Below are 20,345 nucleotides of genomic sequence, written 5' to 3'. Positions count from 1 at the left end.
CCGCGGCGGCGGTTGCGGGTCTGGGTCAGGATGGGCGGGTGCGTTCGCCGAAGCTCTCCCGCAAGACCGTGCTCGTCTCGAGTGTCGTCGGGGCCTTCGCGGTCGTCGGCGGCGGGGCGGGGCTCATCGAGGCCGCCTCACGGCGCGGTGAGGACGAGACCCCCGAACCGAAGGGCGACGAGCCGGCGGCGCCGAGCCCGGACTGGGTCGAGACGCAGCTGGCCGCGATGTCCTTGGAGGACAAGGTCGGGCAGCTCTTCATGGTCTACGTGCACGGCGAGTCGGCCGACACCGGCCAGTCCGATGCGGTGGCCTCGAACCTGGAGCGCCTCGGCGCGGCCAACGGCGCGGCGTTCATCGCCGCCTTCAAGCCCGGCGGGGTCATCTACTTCGACTGGGCCAACGGCCTGACCGATCCTGACCAGGTCGTGGCGCTCTCGAACGGCCTCCAGGAGGCGTCCGAGATCCCGCTCCTCATCGCCACCGACCAGGAGTACGGCTCGGTCGTGCGGATCGGCGAGCCGGCCACGCAGTTCCCCGGGGCGATGCCGCTGGGCGCGACCCGCGACACCGAGGCCGCGCGCCGGGCGGCGGAGGCCGCCGGCGCGGAGCTGCGTGCGATGGGCCTCAACCTCAACTTCGCGCCGGACGCGGACGTGAACGTGGACCCGCAGAACCCGGTGATCGGGGTGCGGTCCTTCAGCTCGGACCCGGCGCTCGTCGCCGAGTTCACGACCGCGCAGACCGGCGGTTACCAGGCCGGGGGCGTGGCGGTGGCCGCCAAGCACTTCCCCGGGCACGGGGACACCGGCACGGACAGCCACGTGGGCCTGCCCGTGATCACGCACACCGCCGAGGAGTGGGAGCGGATCGACGCCCCGCCGTTCACGGCCGCGATCGCGGCCGGGACCGACATGGTCATGTCAGGCCACCTCCAGTTCCCGGCGCTCGACGACTCGCTGAAGCCCGCGACGCTCTCGGCGCCGATCCTCACCGGGCTGCTGCGCGAGCGGCTCGGCTTCCAAGGCGTCGTCGTGACGGACTCGCTCGAGATGGAAGGGGTCCGCACCGAGTACGGCGACGAGCGGGTGCCGGTGATGGCACTGCAGGCCGGGGCCGACCTGCTGCTCATGCCGCCGGACTTCCAGCTCGCCTTCGAGGCGGTGCTCGCGGCCGTCGAGTCGGGGGAGCTGACCGAGGAGCGCATCGACGCTTCTGTGCGGCGCCTGCTCGCGCTCAAGGCCGCCCGCGGCATCATCGCGGAGCCCGCGACCGACCCCGCCGGCACGGACGTGGTCGGTTCGGACGAGCACCGCCGGGTCGCCGCCGACATCGCCGACCGCTCGATCACACTGCTCGTCAACGACGGCACCCTGCCGTTCGCGGGCGGGAGCATTCTCGTCACCGGCTGGGGCGAGCAGACCACCGCCCGCCTGACCGAAGCGCTGAACGCCGAAGGCCTGCAAGCGGCAGCGCTCGTCACCGGTGAGGAGCCGAGCGCCGACCAGATCAAGGCGGCCGTCACCGCCGCCGCGGGCCGCGACCTCGTCATCGTCACGACCTACCGCGTCAAGACCGGTGGGGCGCAGGCGAACCTGGTCGCCGAGCTGCTGCAGACCGGGGTCCCGGTCGTCAGCGCCGCAGTCGGTACACCGTACGACGCCGCGCACCTCGGTGCGGTCAACGCGAGTCTGGCGACCTACTCGTACACGGCCCCTTCCCTTGCGTCCCTGGCGAAGGTCGTGACCGGCGCGGTCGACCCGAGCGGCGCGCTCCCGGTGGACGTGCCCGGAGCGAACGGCGCGATCGCGTTCGCGTTCGGCCACGGCCTGCGCTACACGTAGCCGTTCACCAGCCCGTAGCAGAAAGTTATTTTCACAGGCTTGACTCTTTGTGGAGCTCCTCTTCATACTGGGTTGCGGGTGCAAAACCGTGCACTCGCCCCATTCCACTGATCTCCTCACAAGCAGGGAGTAAAAGTGAAGCACCTCCCCACCCACCGAGAATCCCCCCGAAACCCCCGCCGCAGCCTCCGGGCGGCCGTCGTGCTCATCGCGGCCACCGTCCTCACCATCGCCGGGCTCACCCTCGCGAGCCCGGCCCAGGCGCAGACCCGCATCGCCGGCATCGACGTCTCCCACTACCAGGGCTCGATCAACTGGACCTCCGTCAGGAACTCCGGCGTCCAGTGGGCCTACATCAAGGCCACCGAGGGCACCACCTACAAGGACCCGCGGTTCAACACCAACTACGTGGCCGCCTACAACGCGGGCGTCATCCGCGGGGCGTACCACTTCGCCCGGCCCGGCAGCTCGAGCGGCACTGCGCAGGCGGACTACTTCGCCAGCAACGGCGGCGGCTGGTCGGCGGACGGCCGGACCCTGCCCGGCGCGGTCGACCTCGAGGCCCCGCCCTCGGGCGCGGCCTGCTACGGACTGAGCACCACCCAGATGCGCACCTGGATCACCGACTTCTACAACCGGTACAAGGCGCGCACCGGCCGCGACGTGGTCATCTACACGACCGCCTCGTGGTGGAACTCCTGCACCGGCTCGTGGACGGGCATGGCCTCGAAGAGCCCCTTGTGGATCGCGCACTGGGGCGCCTCGACGCCCACCCTTCCGGCGGGCTGGCGCGACACGACCTGGACGTTCTGGCAGTACACCGCCACCGGCTCGGTCTCCGGCATCAGCGGCAACGTCGACCGCGACCACTTCAACGGATCGCGCGACCGCCTCGTGGCCCTCGCCAACAACACCTGACCCGCATGATCTGAACGGCGGGGGTCCGAAAGGGCCCCCGCCTTCGCCGTGCCCGGCGCGGCCTGAAAACAAAGTGGGCGCACGACACGCCGGCAGAGCTAGAATGTCACTACTACCACTAGGTGCTACGTATCTTGAGGAGGTGACAACTATGGGAATGCTCATGAACAGCAAGGGCCAGGTCACCGTGCCGGCCGAGATTCGCGCGAAGCGCGGATGGCACCCTGGGGATGCGTTCGAAATCGTCGATGAGGGCGACGAGGTCGTCCTTCGCCCGGTGCCGCAGGAGGAGACACGCGGAGAGCGTTTCGCGAGGAGCCTCCGAGGCAAAGGCACCGCGAATATGGACAAGTCCACCGACGAGCTCATGGAGATGCTGCGCGGTGAATGAGCCCGTCTGGACCCTGGTCGACAGCAACATCTGGCTCGATCTCTTCGGCGACGACCAGAAGTGGGCCGATTGGTCGGAGCGGGCGCTCGCCAAGTGCTACGAGGCGGGCCCGCTCTGCATCAACCCGATCATCTTCGCGGAGGTGTCCGTGCGTTTCGATGCCGTGGAACCACTCGAAGCCCTGATGCCTGAGGAACAGGCTGTGCGGGAACCCCTTCCCTACGAAGCTGCGTTCTTGGCGGGCAAAGCCTTTGCGATATACAGGAAGCGCGGCGGCACGAAGCGCTCACCGATACCCGACTTCTATATCGGCGCGCACGCCGCCGTTCGCGGATACCGGCTGCTGACCAGGGACACCGCCCGCTTCACGACCTACTTTCCGAAGCTGGACGTCATAGGGCCGGATTAAGCGCGGTCAGGCGCGCTGGCGGCCTGATACTGCCGCCGCGGTGGCGGCGAGGGCTTTCGCGGTTCGCTTGCGCTGCTTGGCCGCGACGCCGACGAAAAGGCAGTCGACGACCATGAGCTGGGCGATGCGGCTGACCGTCGCGCCGGAGCGGAACGTGGTCTCCCTTGCGGCCGTGGTCAAGACGAGGTCGGCGGCCTTCGCCAGGGGCGAGCGGGCGTGGTTGGTGATGGCGATCGTTGTCGCTTCGCGGTCGCGGGCGGCCTCGAGGAATTCAACGGTCTCGGTGGTCGCGCCGGAGTGGGAGATCGCGACCGCGACGTCCTTCGGGCTCGCGAGCGCGGTGGCGACGAGCGCGGAGTGCACGTCGGGCCAGGAGAACGCGGTGCAGCCGATGCGGTGGAGCTTCTTGACCAGGTCCGAGGCGACGATCCCGGAGGCCTCGACGCCGAACACATCAATGCGGGCAGCGGCCGCGAGGGCGGCGACGGCGGCTTCGCAGGCGGCCGTGTCGAGGGCGTTCGCGGTGTCGGTGATCGCGCCGACGTCCGCGTAGGAGACTGTGGCGATGATGCGGGACATGTCGGCGCCCGTGGGGATGTCGCCGCCCGCGATCTCGCGGTCCGGACCTTCGCCGGTGCCGATGACGGCCTGCGCGGCGCGCATGCGAAGCTCGCGGTGCCCGGCGAGGCCGAGGGAGCGGCAGAACCGCACCACGGTGGCCTCGGAGGTGCCCGCGGCGCGGGCGAGTTCGGTGATCGTCCGGCTCGAGGCGGCCTCGGGCTCGCGGATGATCTCTTGGGCGACCTTGGTCTCCGCCTTCGACAGCGAAGGCAGGACGGACTTGATGAGCACCAGGAGGTTGGGCGTGTCGGTGCGGCTGGCAGGCATGACGACACCGTACACCTGCGGCGGCGGGCCTGCGGTACGGCGCGATTCTTCACTTCCATACGTTGGGATGAAAATTCATTTCATTGCGCTAGGCTCGCAACTGTGAGTGAGACGACCGAGCGCCTGCGGGCGCGCACGCAGCTGGCCGCCCTGGCAACCGAGCAGGCCGACCCCCGCTACGCCGGGATCGAGGCGCTCGCGACGCTCGACCTGGCGCGCACCATGAACGAGGCCGACGCGAGCGTCCCCGCCGCCGTCGCCGCGGTGCTCCCGGAGGTGGCCGCCGCGATCGACGCCGTGGCCGAGCGGCTCGCCAAGGGCGGGCGGCTGCGGTACGTGGGGGCCGGCACGGCCGGGCGGATGGCGGTCATGGACGCCGCCGAGTGCCCGCCCACGTTCTCGACCGACCCCGAGCTGGTGAAGGCCGTCCTCGCGGGCGGCAAGGCCGCTGAGGGCGGCGCGGTGGAGGGCACCGAGGACGACGCCGCCGCCGGGATCGCGGCCATGGCCGCCGAGGACATCGGCCCGGCCGACGCGGTGGTCGGCCTGGCCGCGAGCGGCCGGACCCCGTTCGTGGTCGCGGCCGTCGAGGAGGCCCGGCGGCGCGGGGCGCTCACCGTCGGACTCTCGTGCAACACCGACACGCTCCTGTCCGCCGTGGCCGAGCACCGCATCGAGGTCGAGGTCGGCCCGGAGGTCGTGGCCGGCTCCACCCGCCTGAAATCGGGCACGGCGCAGAAGTTCGTGCTCAACATGATCTCGACGATCACCATGGTGCGCCTGGGGAAGGTCTACCGGAACTACATGGTGGACATGCGGGTCGCCAACTCGAAGCTCGCGGCGCGCGCGGTGCGGATGATCCGCGAGATCACCGGAGCCGACGCCGAGGCCGCAGAGGCGGCCCTGGCCGCCTCGGGCGACCACGTGAAGACCGCGGTGGTCATGCTCGAACTCGGCATCGGCGCACCGGAGGCCAAGGCGAGGCTGGAGGCGGCCGAGGGCCGCCTGTCCGGGGCGCTGCGGGCGGCGTGAGCGCCGCCGAGCGGCTAACGCCAGGCGAGCTGGCGGTGGAGGCGGACGCGGGCTTCGGGGTCGGTGACGAAGGCGCTGGCGGCCATCCAGGCCGCGCCGATGGCCGGGTCCGTGGCCTTGCTGATCCCGGCCTTGGGGTACACGAGCCGGAACCGCTCCTGGAGCAGCGCGGCGATCGGGGTCGGGCGGGTGAGGAGGCTCCCGGCCATCACGATCGGCAGCTCGCGGTCGACCACGTACGAGACCGATTCGGCGAGGTGCCCCACGGCCCTGGCGACGATCGACTCGGCGACCGGGTCGCCGCCGTCGGCCGCCTCGCACACGAGGGCCGAGAAGCGCGAGAGCCGCACCGGCGGGTCCGCCATGCACTTGGCGACCAGCGCGCCCGAGCGGCGCTTGTCGGGTGAGATCGCGGCGATGATGGCCTCGACGAGCCGCCCGCCGGGGCCGTTGCCGTCGATGTGCCGCAGCGCGGCGCGCACGGCCTCGCGGCCGAGCCAGAAGCCCGAGCCAGCGTCGCCGAAGAGCCAGCCGTAGCCGTCCGAGCGCAGGGCCGGGGTGCGGTCGCGGATCGCGAAGGCCACCGCGCCGGTGCCCGAGACCACGACCGTGCCGTCCGATGCGGACGATCCGGCCGCGAAGGCGATCACCGCGTCGGAGACGACCCGGACCTCGCACTGGGTCGCGAAGCGCCGCTTGAGGTCCGCGGAGAGCTCGCGCACCTCCTCGGTGAGGGAGAGCGCTCCGGCGGTGCCGACGCAGACCGAGCCGACCTCGGTCGGGTCGATGCCGCCGAGGGCCCGCTGGAACGCGAGGGCCATGTTGGACAGCGCGATCTCCCGGTCGCCGCCGACCGGGTTGGCCGGTCCTGACGCGCCGGTGCCGAGCAGTGCGCCGGTCTCGTCGATGAGGACGGCGCGGCTGCTGGTCCCGCCGGCGTCGAGGCCGACGGCGAGTCTTGCGTGCATGTTGGGGTCCCCGCTCCTTGCGATACCAGCAGTATCCGCCTTCGGTGCAAATCAGTAAAAATAATTCTCATGAACTTGACACGAGTGTGTCACAGGTAATAGTTTTTCTTGCATCCACCTCCCGAAGGGGATGCCAATGGAGCGAACCAGCCCAGATGCGCCCAACCCGACCGCCGCCGCCGGGGTCCTCGAACGGATCCGCCACGGCGCCGGCGAACTGTCCGAAGCCATGTCCAAAGTGGCAGAACAAGTGCTCGCCGACCCCGAAGCCGCGGCTCGGGCCACGATCATGGACCTCGCTGAAATCTCGGGCACCTCCCCAGGAACCATCACCAGATTCTGCCGTCATCTCGGATACGACGGTTACGCAGCCCTCAGGGTTGCAATCGCAACCGAAACGGGACGTGCGTCCGCCCGCCGCGAGACCGGCTGGGACGTCAACATCGGCCAGGAGATCGCCCCCTCCGACCCGCTCGACCGAGTGCTCAAGCAGCTCATCACCATCGACGCCGCGATGCTCCGCGACACCGTCGACACCCTCGACCTCGACGCCGTCGAACGCGTCGCCGCCCGCGTCTGCGCCGCCCGCCGCGTCGACGTCTACGGCGTCGGCACGAGCGCCACCGTCGCCCGCGAACTCCAGATGGGCTTCTACCGCACCGGCGTCGCCGCCTGGGTCTGGACCGAGGTCCACGACGCCCTCGCCAGCGCCGCCCTCCTCGGCGACGGGGACGTCGCCTTCGCCGTCTCCCTCTCCGGATCCACCGCCGAGGTCATCGAGATGCTCTCCGAGGCCGACAGCCGCGGCGCGCTCACCGTGGCCCTCACCGGCGACGCCGACTCGGCCCTCGCCGAGATCGCCGACATATGCCTCGTCTCGGCCACCACCCGCACCGGCCACCGCGCCGACCTGCTCGCGTCCCGGCACTCGGCGCTGCTCGTCGCCGACCTCGTGCACATCGCCGTCGCGCAGCGGCGCTTCCCCGCAGCCCTCGAAGCCCTGGAGTCCCGGGCCCGAGCCGTCGTCGGCCACCGGCCGGCACGCCGACGGAACGGCGCGAGCTGACCCGCTCGCCCGTCCACAGCGGTCCTGCCCAACCTGCTACCCCTTGAAGGAGCGACCATGACGAACACGCCAGCCGACAAGCCCCCGATGTTCAACCGCCGCAACCTGTTCGGCGCCACCGCGGCCGGCCTCGCCGCCTCCTCGCTGGCGGCCTGCGCCACCAGCGGCAGCGACGGCGACACCGAGGAGGTCACCGTGGGGGAGGACGCCGAGAACCCCTTCGGCGTGGACCCCAAGGCGCCCTTGGACGTCGTCGTCTTCGACGGCGGCTTCGGCAATGAGTACGCCCTCGCCCACCAGGAGATGTACAAGCGGGCCTTTCCGGACGCCGAGATCACGCACCTCGCGACGCAGTCGATCGGCACGACGCAGACGACGCGCTTCGCCGAGGGCAAGCCCGCTGACGTCATCGACAACTCGGGCGCGGACCAGCTCCCGATGGACTCGCTCGTGAGCGACGGCGAGCTCGCCGAGCTCACCCCGCTGCTCGACGCGCCCTCCTACGACGACCCCGACGTCACCGTCCGCGACACGCTCCGCAAGGGCGTGCTCGAAGCGGGCACCTTCAACGGCGAGGTCTACGCCCTCAACTACGTGTTCAACGCGTGGACGATCTGGTACGACGCCAAGCTCTTCCGCGAGCAGAACTGGACCCCGCCGACCACCTGGGACGAGATGATCGCCCTCTGCCCCACGATCCAGGCCGCGGGGATCGCGCCGTGGACCTACGCCGGGCAGCACCCGGTGTACCTCTACGACATGTTCCTCATGCTCGCCGGGCGCCACGGCGGCGTCCAGGTCCTCAAGGACATCGACGACCTCAAGCCCGGCGCGTGGAGCCACGAATCGGTGCTGCTGGCGGCCGAAGCGATGCACAGCCTCGGCGCGTCCGGGTTCCTGCTCGAGGGCAGCGCGGGCATTGACCACATCCAGTCGCAGACCGCCTTCAACAACAACGAGGCCGCGTTCCTGCCGTGCGGGTCCTGGCTTCCCAACGAGCAGCGGGCGATCGCCCCGGCGGACTTCGAGTACGCCCCGATGGGCGTGCCCTACCTCGAAGGGAGCGTCCAGCCCGGGCTCATCAGCGCGGGCGGCGACGAGCCGTTCGTGGTGCCGAAGAACGCGGCCAACCTCGCGGGCGCGTACGAGTACCTGCGGATCATGCTCTCCCAGGAGGGCTCGCAGATCTTCGCGGACGCCGTGCAGGCGGCCACCGTCGTCGCGGGCGTCGAGCTCGACAACCCCGCCGCGAAGATGACGGACGCCCTCGTGTCGAATCCTGACGACATGTTCCAGCCGCAGCTGCGGTACTGGTACGCGGAGACGATCAACCTGGAGATCCGCCCTGCGCTCGGCCAGCTCATCAACGCCGAGACGACGCCCGAGGAGTTCATCACGCGGATGCAGACGGTGGCCGACGAGACCGCCGCCGACGACAGCATCGTGAAGTTCACCCACGACGACTGACCGCGACGATCGAGAGGAGGGCCCGACCGGTGAAGCACGGTAAGTATCCGTTCATCCTGAGCTTCCTGGCGCTGCCGGTGGGGCTGTACGCCTGGCTGGTGATCCTGCCGTTCGCCCAGGCCTTCCAGATCTCCCTGACCGACTGGTCGGGGTCGTCCAACACCTTCGAGTACATCGGGTTCGACAACTACGCGAACCTGTTCAAGGACGAGCGGCTCGTCCTGCCCGCCTTGCGGCACACCGGGATCATCCTGGTGGTGCTGCCGGTCGTGACGATCGCGCTGGGCCTGTTCTTCGCGTTCATGCTCAACCTCGGCGGGCGGGTCCGCCGGGGCCGCATCGAGGGCGTGCGCGGGGCCGGGTTCCACAAGGTCGTGTTCTTCTTCCCGCAGGTGCTCTCGGTGGCGATCGTCGGCATCCTGTGGAAGCAGGTGTACGCCCCCGAGAACTTCGGCGGGCTCATCACGGGAATGCTCACCGCGGTCGGGCTTCCGGCCCCGGTGAACGGGTTCCTGTCCGACACGCGGTTCGTGCTGGCGGCGGTGATCGGCGTCCTCGTGTGGAGCGCGGTCGGGTTCTACCTGGTGTTCTTCTCATCGGCGATGGCCTCGATCCCGCGCGAGCTGTACGAGGCGGCGGTCATCGACGGCGCCGGGCGGGGCCCGATGTTCTTCCGGATCACGCTGCCGCTGCTGTGGGACTCGGTGCAGACCGCGTGGATCTACCTCTCGATCGTGGCGCTGGACGTGTTCGTCCTGATCTACGTGATGACGCCGGAGCGCGGCGGGCCCGACGGGGCGAGCGAAGTGGTCGGCGGCGTCATCTGGAAGTACGCGTTCAACCACGGCGAGCAGGCGTTCGCGTCGGCGCTCGGCGTGGTCCTGTTCTTCGCCGCACTGTCCCTGGCGGTCGTGTCGCTGCGGTTCGGCCGCCGCGAGCGGATTGAGTTCTGAGGAGCGACATGGCAACCGACACCGCCCCCGAGACCGAGACGGCCGGGGCCGCCCCCGCCCGGGCCCCGCAGCGGGCGCCGCGGCCCGAAGGCAACGTGCTCAACGTGTTCTCGCAGGGCTTCCTGTGGCTGTGGGCGCTCATGGTCGTCATCCCGGTGGTCTGGATCGTCATGTCCTCCTTCAAGACCACCCGGGAGATCGCAACGGACCCGCTCGGCCCGCCCGAGGCGATGCACTGGGCGAACTACGTGAACGCGTGGACGAACGGGAACATCGGCGGCTACTTCCTCAACACTGTGCAGGTGATGGTCTTCAGCGTCGCGGGCACCATGCTGCTGGGCGCGATGGCCGCGTACGTGCTCGCGCGGTATGAGTTCCCCGGCAACCGGATCATCTACTTCGGCTTCGCCGCGGGGATGATGTTCCCGGTGTTCCTGGCCCTGTTCCCGCTGTTCAAGACGCTGCAGAACGTGTCCCTACTGAACACCTACGCGGGACTGGTGATCGTCTACATCGCCTACTCGCTGCCGTTCACGGTGTTCTTCTTGACCGCGTTCTTCCGCACGCTCCCGACCGGGGTCGCCGAGGCCGCGGTCGTGGACGGCGCCGGGCACTACCGATTGTTCTTCCAGGTCATGCTGCCCATGGCCAAGCCGGGGCTCATCGCCATCACGATCTTCAACATCATCGGGCAGTGGAACCAGTTCCTGCTGCCCCTGGTGCTCCTGGGCCGCAACCCCGAAGACGCGATGATCTCCCAGGGCCTCGCGAACCTCGCCCTGCGCCAAGGCTACGAAGGCGACTCGGGCGCGCTCTTCGCCGGCACCGTGCTGGCGATGATTCCGATCTTCGTGGCCTACGTGCTGTTCCAACGCCAGATCCAGGCGGGCCTGACGGCCGGAGCCATCAAGTAAGTCAGGCGCTCCCGGGTTTATAGAAGTACAGTTATATAAACTGTAGTTCTATAAACCCGGGAGCTTTCGTGGACAAGCCGCATGAAATGTTCGACCGCGACAGCGAATGGGCTGCTCTGTCCGCTTTCGTAACTGACGAGCGGGCCGGGGCGACTCTCGGCGTGGTGTCGGGACGCAGGCGCCAGGGCAAGACCTTCCTGCTCGATGCCGTCACGAGGGCGGCGGAAGGCTTCTACTTCGGCGCGACCGAGGCCACGAACGCCGAGTCGCTGCGGCGGTTCAGCGATGCCCTGACCCGGTTCTCGTCGCCGCCCTCGGCTTACCACTTCGAGGACTGGGTCGAAGCGGTCGACGCGCTGCTCGCGCTCGGCGCCGAGCGCCCGATCCCGATCGTCATCGACGAATTCCCCTATCTCGCCCGGGCCAATCCCGAACTGCCGTCGATCCTCCAGCAGGCGTTCGGCCCGCTGCGGCCGGAACGCACCGGCTCCCGCGCACGGCTGCTGCTGTGCGGATCGGCCATGTCGTTCATGGGTCGGCTCCTGTCCGGGAGCGCGCCGCTGCGCGGCCGCGCAGGCCTGGAGCTGGTCGTTTCGCCGCTCGAATACCGGATGGCCGCGCAGTTCTGGGGCATCGAGGACCCCGAACTCGCGATCAAGACCCACGCGATCGTCGGCGGCACCCCCGCTTACCCGAACGAATTCCTCCGTGGTGACGTTCCGCGAGGGCTGGAAGACTTCGACGCATGGGTGGTGCGCACCATCCTCAACCCGCAGACGCCGCTGTTCCGCGAAGGCCGTTACCTGTTGGCGGAGGAGGCCGACGTGCGCGACCCGGCGATGTACCTGTCGGTGCTCTCCGCGGTCGCGGACGGCAATACGACGCGGGGCGGTATTGCGACGTACCTGGGGCGCAAGGCCATGGATGTCGCTCATCCGATCGCGGTCCTGGAGGACATCGGCCTCCTGCGGCGCGACGGCGACGCTTTTCGTAAGAACCGCTCGGCCTTTCGCATCGCCGAGCCTCTGGTCGCCTTCTATGCCGGCATTATGCGCCCGGTCTGGGACCAGCTCCAGCGCCCCGGCATGGCCGAGCGGGTCTGGGCGGCTTCCGGCCACCGTTTCGCCAGCAAGATCCTCGGCCCGCACTTCGAGCAGCTGTGCCGGGAATGGGCGCTGTTCCACGCCGATCCGGAGGTCTTCGGCGCCCTGCCGACCTCGGTCGCCGGCGGAGGGGTCAACGACCCCGGGGCCAAGACGATGCACGAGGTCGATGTCGTCGTCATCGAATCGACCGGTGGGGGTCGGCCGCGCCTGCTCGCCATCGGGGAGGCGAAATGGCAGGACACCATGGGACGTGCGCATCTGGAGCGGCTCGAGCACATCCGCACGATCCTTAGGAGATCGGACTCCTTCGACACGACGGAGACGCGCCTCCTCTGCTTCAGCGGCGCGGGATTCAACGATTACCTGCGGGAAGCAGCCGAGTCCCGGGACGACCTGCGGCTCATCGGGGCTGCCGACCTCTACCGCACGGCGGGGTAGGAGGGCCGGGAAGAGTATAGAAGTCGGTACTCAAAAGTTTGGTACTCTCCCGCTTCGGCCTTGAGAGAGCGCCGCCCGGGACATTCCCCTTCTCGTCCCGGGCGGCTGAAGACACTGGAGGCCGGAGGGCCTCCGGTGTCGGCTTATGCGACGGTGACCGAGTCGAACACCGCGGTGCCCGGATCGGAGCCGTCGTGGGAGGTGGTGAAGAGGCCGACGACCGCTTCTCCTGCCAGCTCGACGGTGCCGAACTGGGTCCAGGTCTCGCCGTCGTCCGACCACGCGGCCGTGATCGTGTCGCCGGTCCTGGTGAGCTGCAGCCATATCGGGACGCCCGCGGCAGGTCCCTCGACGTCGGTGTCGAAGCCCGACTGGAGGTGCACGCCGTTCTGGGGCGTCACCATCAGTGCGGCGTAGTCGGCCCCGGCCGTAGCGCTGGACTTGATCATCACCCCGGCCTTCGCCCAGTCGTCCGTGTCCTCCTGAGAGACCACCCTTGCGGTGATCTGCCCGTCCCCGGCCAGCGGCTGGTGGCAGTAGTGGAACTGGTCCGCGTCGCCCCAGATGTCGTCGCCGGCGCCCACGATCGTCCAGGTCCCGCCGTCGTACACGGCGTCGCCGGGCATCTTCGGATTCCCGACATCGGCGCACGCCCACGGCTCAGGAATTTCGGGTGCGTTGTCCCGGAAGGCGATCGAGTCGAACATGGCCGTGCCCGCTCGACTCCCGTCATGGGAGGTCACGAACAGGCCCACCGTCGCAGGGCCCTCCAACACCGCGCTGGCGAACGGCTCCCAGGCCAGGCCGTCCACCGAGTGGTAAGCGGTGACGACCGAGCCTTCCCGCACCAGCCGCAGCCACACCGGAGCGTCAACCATCGGACCGCCCACGTCGGTGTCGAAGCCGGTCTGGAAGTGCACGCCCTCCGCCGCGGTCGCCATGGCCGCCGCATAGGCCGCGCCCTCCTCCGGCGCGGACTTGATCATCACTCCCGCCTTCGCCCAGTCGTTCGTGGCCTCGAGGGACGCGACCCTTGCGATGATCTCGCCGTCGCCCGCGAGCTCCTTGTGGCAGTAGTGGAACTGGTCCGCATCCCCCCAGATGTCGTCGCCCGCGCCGGTCATCGACAGCGTGCCGTCGGGGTCGAACGACGCCGAGCCCGCCAGCGCCGGATCGCCCACGTCCTCGCACGTCAACCCCGGGTCCGCCGCCGCGACCTCGACCGAGTCGAAGACCGCCGTGGAGAACTGCGTGTTGTCGTGCGCGGTCGAGAACAGCCCGACCTGCGCGCTGGTCGACATCGGCACCGTCGCCGAGCCGATCACCGTCCACGCCACCCCGTCAGGGGAGAGCTCGGCGGTGAACTCGTCTCCGGCCCGCGTCAGCCGCAGCCACGCCGCGCCCTCGGTATAGGCGAACCCGCCCCCGTCGATCCCGAAGTCCGCCTGGAAGTGCGCGCCGTGCTCCGGAGTCACTGCGATCGAGGCGTACGTCGCACCCTCGGTGGCCGACTCCTTGATCATGATCCCGGCCTTCGCCCACGGGTTCGTGGCCTCCTGCTCGCGCAGTCGGGCCGTGATCGACCCGTCCCCGGTGAGCGGCCGGTGCGTGAAGTGGAACTCGTCGGTCTCGCCCCAGATGTCCCAACCGGCACCGGTCACCGTGAACTCGCCGTCGTCGAAGCTGCTGAGCCCCAACTGGGTCCGTTCGCCGATGTCCGTGGACTCCCACGGCGCGGGCGGGTACGGCAGCTCCTCGAACTGGGCCGTGACCGCGATGTCCGCGTCGGGCACGGTGAACACGTGCTGCTGCTCGGCCCCGGTCGACCAGCCCGCGAACCGGAACCGCGAACCGGCTGTGTACTGCGGCGACTCCGCGCCCAGTACGTACTCGGTGCCCACGACCAACCGTTTCGTCGCCGTCTCGAACGGCCGCCCGTCGAGCGTGAACTCCAGTCCCGGCGGCTCCGTGCTGATCGCGACCTCGACGGTGTTCGGGTGAATGTCGACGTGTGTCGTGTCGGTGAGGCCCCCGGAATCGGTGGCGGTCAAGGTGATCCGGTAGAACGTGTTGTCCCCGCCGTGCGGCGCGCGCGGGATCTCGATCTGGCCCGTCGCACCTTCCGCCGGGCCGTAGAACGGGTGCACGTGGTCGGCGTGGTGGAATTGCACCGTCCACGAGAGCGAGGCCGCGTCGAGCGCGCCGTCCTCGGGATCGATCGCCGAGCCCGAGAAGGACACCAGGTCACCGCCGTCGTAGGTCAGGCCCGCGGCGGGTGTCAGGACCACCGCCTCTGGCCTGGTGTTCCCCACCTGTATCTCCACGGTGGACTGCGCCGACTTGTCGCCGTCCGAGACCGTCAGCACCGCTTGGTACACGCCGTCCTCGGTGTACGTGTGCACCGGATTCGCCTCGGTCGAGGCCGCCCCGTCGCCGAAGTCCCAGGCGTAGGTGAGCGGGTCGCCGTCCGCGTCGGACGACCCGGCCGACGAGAACGCCGCCTCCAAAGGCGCATAACCGTTGTCCGGCGTCGCCGCCGCCTTCGCGACCGGCGTCCGGTTCCCGCCCGAAGGCGCGATCCGGTACAGCTCACCGGGGTAGATGTTCAACTGGTACAGCGCCCCGTCCGGGCCGGTCTGCAGCTCCACCGGCGTACCCGCCTCGGCGTCGAACACGTGCTCCGACACCACGGTCTCGAAGGCCTCGTCCATCACCAGGTACTTCACGAACCCGAGCGTGTAGTCCGCGAAGAACACCGCCTGCTCGTACTCCTCGCCGAGCAGCCCGCCCTCGTACACCTCCACCGCCGAGATCGAGCCCGCGCTCGCGGGCGGCTCGGTGTGCGGATAGGCGTACACCGGCTGCGCGTACGGGCAGTCCGCGCACACCCCTTCCACGTGCGGCCACCCGTAGTTCGCGCCGCGCTCGATGAGGTTGAGCTCCTCCCACTCCGAGCCGCCCACGTCACCGGCCAGCACGCTCCCCGCATTCGGTCCACTGGGGACGAAGTCCCAGCGGAACGAGTTCCGCAGCCCGTACGCCCACACCGAGGGCTCGGCCCCCGGCGTGTCGACGAACGGGTTGTCCGGCGGGATCGAGCCGTCGGCGTTGATCCGGTGCATCTTGCCGTGCACGTTGCCCAGGTTCGGCGGGTTCTGGTTGTTCGTGTTCATCCCGAGCGTCCAGTACAGCTTCCCGTCCGGACCGAACTTGACGCTCCCGGAGTGGTGGAACACGTTCGCGTTCTGCTGCGACTGCAGCAGCACCAGCTCCGAGGCCGGGTCGATCGCGTGCCCGGTCATCGTGAAGCGGCTCAACCGGTCCAGGTTGTCCGCCGCCGTGTACCCCGCGTACACGTACCCGTTGGACGCGAAGTCGGGGTCCAGCTCCAGTCCCAGCAGCCCCCGCTCGTCGGAGCCGGCCGTGGCGAGCTCGATCAGCGGGTGCTCGTGCAGCACCCCGTCGTGGAGCAGCTGGATCGCCCCGTTCTTCTCCGCGATCAGCACGTCCCCGTCCGGCGTGAACCGGAACGCGGTCGGCTCCTCCAGGCCGCCGACGACGAGCAGTTTCTCGAAATCCGCCGGAGGCGCGGCCTGCGCCTCCGGCGCCACCAGCAGCGCGGCTCCCACCAGCGCCCCGGCCGCCAAGCGGCCCCAGCGTTCACCGCGCACGAACGACCTCCTCCTCGACCTCGTCCGACGTGTCCAACCCGTGTTCGGTCAGCTCCCAGAAGTGGCGCTTGCTGGGCTGCAGCAGCTGCCCGAGCGCCTTGTACGCCGCCACGCTCATCAGCGCCCAGTACAAGGGCACCGTGAGCATCGCCCGCACCGCCGCGTACAGCCCCCGCTTGAGGCAGCCGAGCATGAGCGCGTAGCACATGAGCGCGTTGCCCGCGATCATCGCGAACATCCCTCCATAGAGGACTACCGGCGGGAACAGCGGCTCCATCCACTGCGGCCCGAAGATGAAGTACGACAGCGTCAGCGCCCACATCAACGGGTTCACCAGCGTCGTCACCGTCGAGAACCCGAGCGTCAAGTGGATCGCCAGGGTCTTCCTCGTCCCCAGCTCGCGCCACAGCTTCACCGGCTCCCTCGAGTGCACGAGCCACGTCTGCATGTACCCCTTGATCCACCGGCTGCGCTGGCGGATCCAGTTGCCCAGGCGCGAGTTGGCCTCCTCCTCGGTGACCGAGACGAACATCCGCACGTCCCAGCCGCGCCGGGCGATGCGGATGCCGAGGTCGGCGTCCTCGGTGACGTTGAACGGGTCCCAGCCGCCGAGGTCGCGCAGCGCGTCGATGCGGAAGTGGTTCGACGTGCCGCCCAAGGGGATCGCGAGGCGGTGGCGGTCCATGCCGTGCAGGGTCAGGCTGAAGTTCGTGGCGTACTCGGCCGAGAAGCACCGCGTGAGCCAGTTCGTCCACGGGTTCCAGTACTGGAGCTCGGCCTGCACGCACACCACCCGGTCGGGCAGCACCCGGAACGCCAAGGCCGCCTTGCGCAGCTGATCGGGGTCGGGCCGGTCCTCGGCGTCGAAGATGACGCAGAGCTCGCCGGTGGCGCGGGCCAGGCCCACGTTGCACGCCTTCGGCTTCGTCTTCGGCAGCGTGTCGGGCACGACCACCGTCTTGAAGGCCGGGCCGAGGCCCTGCGCGGCGAGCGCGGTCCGGGTCTCGCCGTCGTCGGCTTCGACGAGCAGCAGGATCTCGAGCTTGTCGGCGGGGTAGTCGAGGGCCGAGAGGCGGCGGACGAGCCCGGGGACGACGGCGGCCTCGCGGTACAGCGGCACGAGGACGGTGTACCGGGGCAGTTCGGAGTCGGGGAACGTCTGCAGCGCACCGGGTTCGAAGCGCATCGCGGTGGAACGGCCGGAGCCGAGGACCATCGCGAGCTTGAACCCGATGACGGCGAGGTAGAGGCCGATGAGGGCGAACATGCCGCCTTGGGCCCACTGGAGCGGGCTGGGCCCGAAGCCGGTGAGCAGGTCGAGCGCGATCGCGGCGGCGATGAAGGCGGCGACGCCGATCGCGAGGCCGGTCTGGCCGGGGGAGAGCAGCCGCTGGGCGCTGAGGCCGGGGGGCGGGGCGTCGGGGTTCACGCGGCACCCCCGTCCTCGGCGCGGTACACGAGGCGGTCGCCTTCGTCGTAGACGAGTTCGTAGTGGTCGGCGAGGACCTCGGTGTCCCACAGGGCCTCCCAGACGTCGTCCTCGCTGCCGGGGGTGGCGCGCATGTAGATCCATTCGACGCCCGCCGCGTGCGGGTCGGCGAGCGAGGCCTCCCAGATCCGGTAGGAGCCTTCGTAGACGAGGGAACCGGTGGGGACCTGGGACTCGAAGGTCACGGACTCGTTCTCGAAGGACATCATGAGCGTCGTCCCGCCGTCGTGGTGCTCGCGCAGCCACTCCGCGACGGCGGCGTTGTCGACCTCCCAGCCGCTGGTGCGGTACTCGACGGCCTCGTCGAGGGTGACCGCGCCGTCGACGGCGACAGTGGCGCCCGCGACGGCGGCCGCGGCGAGGGTCCCGGCGGCGAGGCGCCGACCGGGGAGGCGCTTCGCGAGCGTCCCGATGAGGAACCCGGCGAAGACGGCGGCGGGGATGAGCATGATGAGCCCGAAGCGCACGTTGTAGAGCGCGCCCATGACCTCCTCGACGTGGAGGGGCCGTTCGCCGCTGTAGAGCGCCCACACGAAGAACGGCGCGAACACGAGCATGGCGTACGGGACGAGCGACTTGGACCGCAGCCGCTTCTGCACCGCGTACAGGACGAGCCCGGCGACGCCCATGGCGGCCGTGGCGATCCCGAGGTTGTGGAGGGACGCGAGGCCGTACGTCTCGGCGGCGGTCGGCAGCGAGCCGACGTTGGCCTCGCCTTCGGAGACCCACAGGGAGGCGTCGGCGTACTCGCCGGACTTCCAGTTCAGCGGGTCGCCGAAGATGGCGAGATTCCAGGCCATCCAGCCGATGACCCCGGCGCCGGCGACGAACCCGAACACGACGACCGAGCCTTCGGTGTGCGAGTACCGGCGGTGGCGGCGCAGCGAGGTGTAGGCGACGATCGCGCCGGCGACGGCGCAGAGGATCCAGCCCTCGTAGCGGGTCAACGTGGCGGCGAGGACGGCACCGGAGGCCAGGGAGAGGTCCCGCAGGCGGCCTTCGGCGCACCATTCGTGGAGGTAGTGGAGTGCGACGATCGCGCACGCGAACAGCAGCAGCTCCGTCATGGCCGTGGCCTGGAGGTACAGCACGTTCGGGTTGAGTGCGAAGAGCCCGGCGGCGGTGAGGCCCCCGGCCCAGTGGCCCGAGAGCGACCGGGCGTGCGTGAACAGGAACCGCACGGCGACCACGTACGACACCATGGAGACGAACGCGCCCGCGAACCCGTTGAGGTACAGGGCCTCCCAGGCCGCGAGTGGGGCGGCCAGCAGGTGGGGGAGCGGGAGCCAGACGCCGCCGAGCTGGGCGAGCCCGGCCGTCGGGCTGTCGACGACGCGCCGGGCGATGAGCAGGTGGGAGTTGGCGTCCTTGTACGCCAGGAGGTACCCGTGGTCGGCGAAGTAAAGGTACGCGCCCACGGCGAGGAGGCAGGCCGCGAGGGCGACGATCGCCGCGACTGGGTCCTTGGGGGAGGCGAGGCGCCGGACCCAGCCGAGGCGGCGGGCGTCGCGGACCATGTGGCCGTAGACGACCGCGAGGCTGAGGAGGGACTTGGCGACGACCGAGAGGCGCGCGCCGGTCTGCTCGCCGTGCTCACGCGGGTAGTGCTCGACGGGGTGCTCGACGATGCGAGCGCCGTCGCCGCTGATGCGGCACAGGAGCTCGGGGGAGATCGCCGCGGCCTCGCCGCTGAGCCGGAGGTCCTGGAGGAGCGAGCGGTCGATGAGCTTGTAGGCGCAGTCGACGTCGCGGCCGGGGACCTGCAGCAGCGTCTTGCACAGCAGGGTCCACACCTTGGCGTTGAGGCGGCGGCGCCACGGGTCGGCGCGGTGGCGGCGGTAGCCGATGACCGCGTCCGCGCGCTCCTCCTTCTTGAACTCGCGCAGGCGCACCAGGTCGTCGGCGTGGAACTGGCAGTCCGCGTCGGTCAGCAGGATCTCGCGGAACCCGGTGCGGCGCAAGGCGGTCTCCAGGCCGGTGCGCACGGCCGCGCCGTAGCCCTGGTTGCGGTCGTGGTGGACGGCGATGACGCGGGCGGGGTGGGCCGCGGCGAGCCGGTCGATGATCGCTCCGGTGCGGTCGTCGCTGCCGTCGTCGACGACGATGACGGCGTGCGGGATGCCTTCGCGCACCAGGGTCGACAGGAAGTCCTGGACCGTGGAGGCGACGTTCGCCTCCTCGCGGTAGGCGGGCATGACCACCGCGACGCCGTCAGTCGGCGGCGGGGCCGCCGTTCGGACCTGGGAGTGCTGCGGCTGGTCGGCGATGATCGTCAAGGGAAACTCCAAAGTGGTCGGTCTGAGCCGCCTTGCGGCGGCGGAACACGAGGTGGTCGCTGGCGAGATAGGTGAGGAGGGCCCCGGCGCACACGGCCACGGCCGCGGCCGCCACCGGGGGCGCGAAGCGCGAGACGAGCGCGAACACGGCGGTGTTGCAGGCCAGGCTGATCGCGACGGTGACCTGGAACGAGGCCCAGCGCGCCGCGACGGGCCGCGCCCCCGGTCCGGGGAGGCGGCGGTCGGCCCAGGTGAAGGCGGAGCTCAGCAGGAAGTTGACCTGCGCCGAGGCGAGGAACCCGGCCGCGTTGGCGGCCGTGTCCGGCACGCCGGCCTCGCGGAGGGCGAGGAGAATCCCCGCCTGTATCGCGAAACAGGTGGCTCCGACGACTGAGAATCGGGCGAGCCGCTTTATCGGCGGCCGGTGCCGATGCATTTTATGAGCCTCCATTGGGCACGACGGATAGACGCATCGACTCGTCCTCAATAGAAGATGCCGTGCGTATGGAATATGG

General features: G+C 69.9%; 16 protein-coding genes. 10 read left to right on the top strand and 6 right to left on the bottom strand.

The features are described from left to right. Positions 1 to 38 precede the first annotated feature (38 nt). The 4 genes from AB0I03_RS12095 to AB0I03_RS12080 all read left to right on the top strand — a co-directional run bounded on the left by AB0I03_RS12095 (position 39) and on the right by AB0I03_RS12080 (position 3,562). Complete coding sequence (locus AB0I03_RS12095; protein ID WP_360410624.1) at positions 39 to 1,844, top strand: glycoside hydrolase family 3 N-terminal domain-containing protein; 1,806 nt, start codon at positions 39 to 41, stop codon at positions 1,842 to 1,844. 228 nt (positions 1,845 to 2,072) lie between these two features. Then, the gene (locus AB0I03_RS12090; protein ID WP_360411066.1) at positions 2,073 to 2,762 is read left to right on the top strand and encodes a lysozyme; all 690 of its coding nucleotides are present in this window, start codon (positions 2,073 to 2,075) and stop codon (positions 2,760 to 2,762) included. Positions 2,763 to 2,913: 151 nt separating this feature from the next. Next, the gene (locus AB0I03_RS12085) at positions 2,914 to 3,153 is read left to right on the top strand and encodes an AbrB/MazE/SpoVT family DNA-binding domain-containing protein (RefSeq protein ID WP_360410621.1); all 240 of its coding nucleotides are present in this window, start codon (positions 2,914 to 2,916) and stop codon (positions 3,151 to 3,153) included. After that, complete coding sequence (locus AB0I03_RS12080) at positions 3,146 to 3,562, top strand: type II toxin-antitoxin system VapC family toxin (protein ID WP_360410618.1); 417 nt, start codon at positions 3,146 to 3,148, stop codon at positions 3,560 to 3,562. The genes AB0I03_RS12085 and AB0I03_RS12080 overlap by 8 nt, the downstream gene beginning before the upstream one ends. A 6-nt stretch (positions 3,563 to 3,568) precedes the next feature. Here AB0I03_RS12080 and AB0I03_RS12075 read toward each other — a convergent pair whose 3' ends face one another. Then, positions 3,569 to 4,450 carry a MurR/RpiR family transcriptional regulator gene (locus AB0I03_RS12075; RefSeq protein ID WP_360410615.1) on the bottom strand — a complete coding sequence of 294 codons (882 nt, stop codon included), beginning with the start codon at positions 4,448 to 4,450 and terminating at the stop codon, positions 3,569 to 3,571. A gap of 102 nt (positions 4,451 to 4,552) precedes the next feature. Here AB0I03_RS12075 and murQ point away from each other — a divergent pair, with 102 nt between their 5' ends. Further along, positions 4,553 to 5,482 (top strand): N-acetylmuramic acid 6-phosphate etherase, encoded by a 930-nt coding sequence (murQ, locus tag AB0I03_RS12070; RefSeq protein WP_360410612.1) that lies wholly within the window; start codon positions 4,553 to 4,555, stop codon positions 5,480 to 5,482. A gap of 14 nt (positions 5,483 to 5,496) precedes the next feature. On the opposite strand, the gene AB0I03_RS12065 is transcribed toward murQ, so the two are convergent. Then, complete coding sequence (locus AB0I03_RS12065) at positions 5,497 to 6,450, bottom strand: BadF/BadG/BcrA/BcrD ATPase family protein (protein WP_360410609.1); 954 nt, start codon at positions 6,448 to 6,450, stop codon at positions 5,497 to 5,499. 136 nt (positions 6,451 to 6,586) lie between these two features. Between AB0I03_RS12065 and AB0I03_RS12060 the strand changes: the two genes are divergently transcribed. The 5 genes from AB0I03_RS12060 to AB0I03_RS12040 all read left to right on the top strand — a co-directional run bounded on the left by AB0I03_RS12060 (position 6,587) and on the right by AB0I03_RS12040 (position 12,394). Then, a complete protein-coding gene (locus tag AB0I03_RS12060; protein WP_360410606.1) occupies positions 6,587 to 7,516 on the top strand; it encodes a MurR/RpiR family transcriptional regulator in 930 nt (309 codons plus the stop codon). Between the two features lie 57 nt (positions 7,517 to 7,573). Next, a complete protein-coding gene (gene ngcE, locus AB0I03_RS12055; protein WP_360410603.1) occupies positions 7,574 to 8,983 on the top strand; it encodes an N-acetylglucosamine/diacetylchitobiose ABC transporter substrate-binding protein in 1,410 nt (469 codons plus the stop codon). Positions 8,984 to 9,012: 29 nt separating this feature from the next. Further along, positions 9,013 to 9,936 (top strand): sugar ABC transporter permease, encoded by a 924-nt coding sequence (locus AB0I03_RS12050; protein ID WP_360410600.1) that lies wholly within the window; start codon positions 9,013 to 9,015, stop codon positions 9,934 to 9,936. Positions 9,937 to 9,944: 8 nt separating this feature from the next. Continuing rightward, on the top strand, positions 9,945 to 10,850 hold the full coding sequence (locus AB0I03_RS12045; RefSeq protein ID WP_360410597.1) for a carbohydrate ABC transporter permease: 906 nt from the start codon (positions 9,945 to 9,947) through the stop codon (positions 10,848 to 10,850). A gap of 68 nt (positions 10,851 to 10,918) precedes the next feature. Then, positions 10,919 to 12,394 (top strand): ATP-binding protein, encoded by a 1,476-nt coding sequence (locus AB0I03_RS12040; protein ID WP_360410594.1) that lies wholly within the window; start codon positions 10,919 to 10,921, stop codon positions 12,392 to 12,394. Positions 12,395 to 12,537: 143 nt separating this feature from the next. Here the strand turns inward: AB0I03_RS12040 and AB0I03_RS12035 are convergent, their stop codons facing one another. Genes AB0I03_RS12035 through AB0I03_RS12020 form a run of 4 tightly spaced genes read right to left on the bottom strand, consistent with a single transcriptional unit; the run spans position 12,538 to position 20,266 of the window. After that, the gene (locus tag AB0I03_RS12035; RefSeq protein WP_360410591.1) at positions 12,538 to 16,065 is read right to left on the bottom strand and encodes a PQQ-dependent sugar dehydrogenase; all 3,528 of its coding nucleotides are present in this window, start codon (positions 16,063 to 16,065) and stop codon (positions 12,538 to 12,540) included. Beyond that, positions 16,055 to 17,494 carry a glycosyltransferase family 2 protein gene (locus tag AB0I03_RS12030; protein ID WP_360410588.1) on the bottom strand — a complete coding sequence of 480 codons (1,440 nt, stop codon included), beginning with the start codon at positions 17,492 to 17,494 and terminating at the stop codon, positions 16,055 to 16,057. Before AB0I03_RS12030 ends, AB0I03_RS12035 begins: the two co-directional genes overlap by 11 nt. Then, positions 17,491 to 19,830, bottom strand: a complete 2,340-nt coding sequence (locus AB0I03_RS12025; protein WP_360410585.1) for a glycosyltransferase — start codon at positions 19,828 to 19,830, stop codon at positions 17,491 to 17,493. The genes AB0I03_RS12030 and AB0I03_RS12025 overlap by 4 nt, the downstream gene beginning before the upstream one ends. Then, entirely contained in the window at positions 19,766 to 20,266 is a 501-nt protein-coding gene (locus AB0I03_RS12020; RefSeq protein ID WP_360410582.1) for a GtrA family protein, read from the bottom strand. The genes AB0I03_RS12025 and AB0I03_RS12020 overlap by 65 nt, the downstream gene beginning before the upstream one ends. Between the last annotated feature and the right edge of the window lie 79 nt (positions 20,267 to 20,345).

It is taken from the genome of Glycomyces sp. NPDC021274, assembly GCF_040641195.1.
Lineage (GTDB): Bacteria > Actinomycetota > Actinomycetes > Mycobacteriales > Micromonosporaceae > Glycomyces.
This window is presented reverse-complemented; position numbering and strand designations above follow the sequence as displayed.

Bases quoted from the DNA above. Each gene is read 5' to 3' on its own strand.
- AB0I03_RS12045 (WP_360410597.1), top strand. From the start codon at position 9,945: ATGGCAACCGACACCGCCCCCGAGACCGAGACGGCCGGGGCCGCCCCC.
- AB0I03_RS12085 (WP_360410621.1), top strand. From the start codon at position 2,914: ATGGGAATGCTCATGAACAGCAAGGGCCAGGTCACCGTGCCGGCCGAG.
- ngcE (WP_360410603.1), top strand. From the start codon at position 7,574: ATGACGAACACGCCAGCCGACAAGCCCCCGATGTTCAACCGCCGCAAC.
- AB0I03_RS12075 (WP_360410615.1), bottom strand. From the start codon at position 4,450: ATGCCTGCCAGCCGCACCGACACGCCCAACCTCCTGGTGCTCATCAAG.
- AB0I03_RS12020 (WP_360410582.1), bottom strand. From the start codon at position 20,266: ATGCATCGGCACCGGCCGCCGATAAAGCGGCTCGCCCGATTCTCAGTC.
- AB0I03_RS12065 (WP_360410609.1), bottom strand. From the start codon at position 6,450: ATGCACGCAAGACTCGCCGTCGGCCTCGACGCCGGCGGGACCAGCAGC.
- AB0I03_RS12060 (WP_360410606.1), top strand. From the start codon at position 6,587: ATGGAGCGAACCAGCCCAGATGCGCCCAACCCGACCGCCGCCGCCGGG.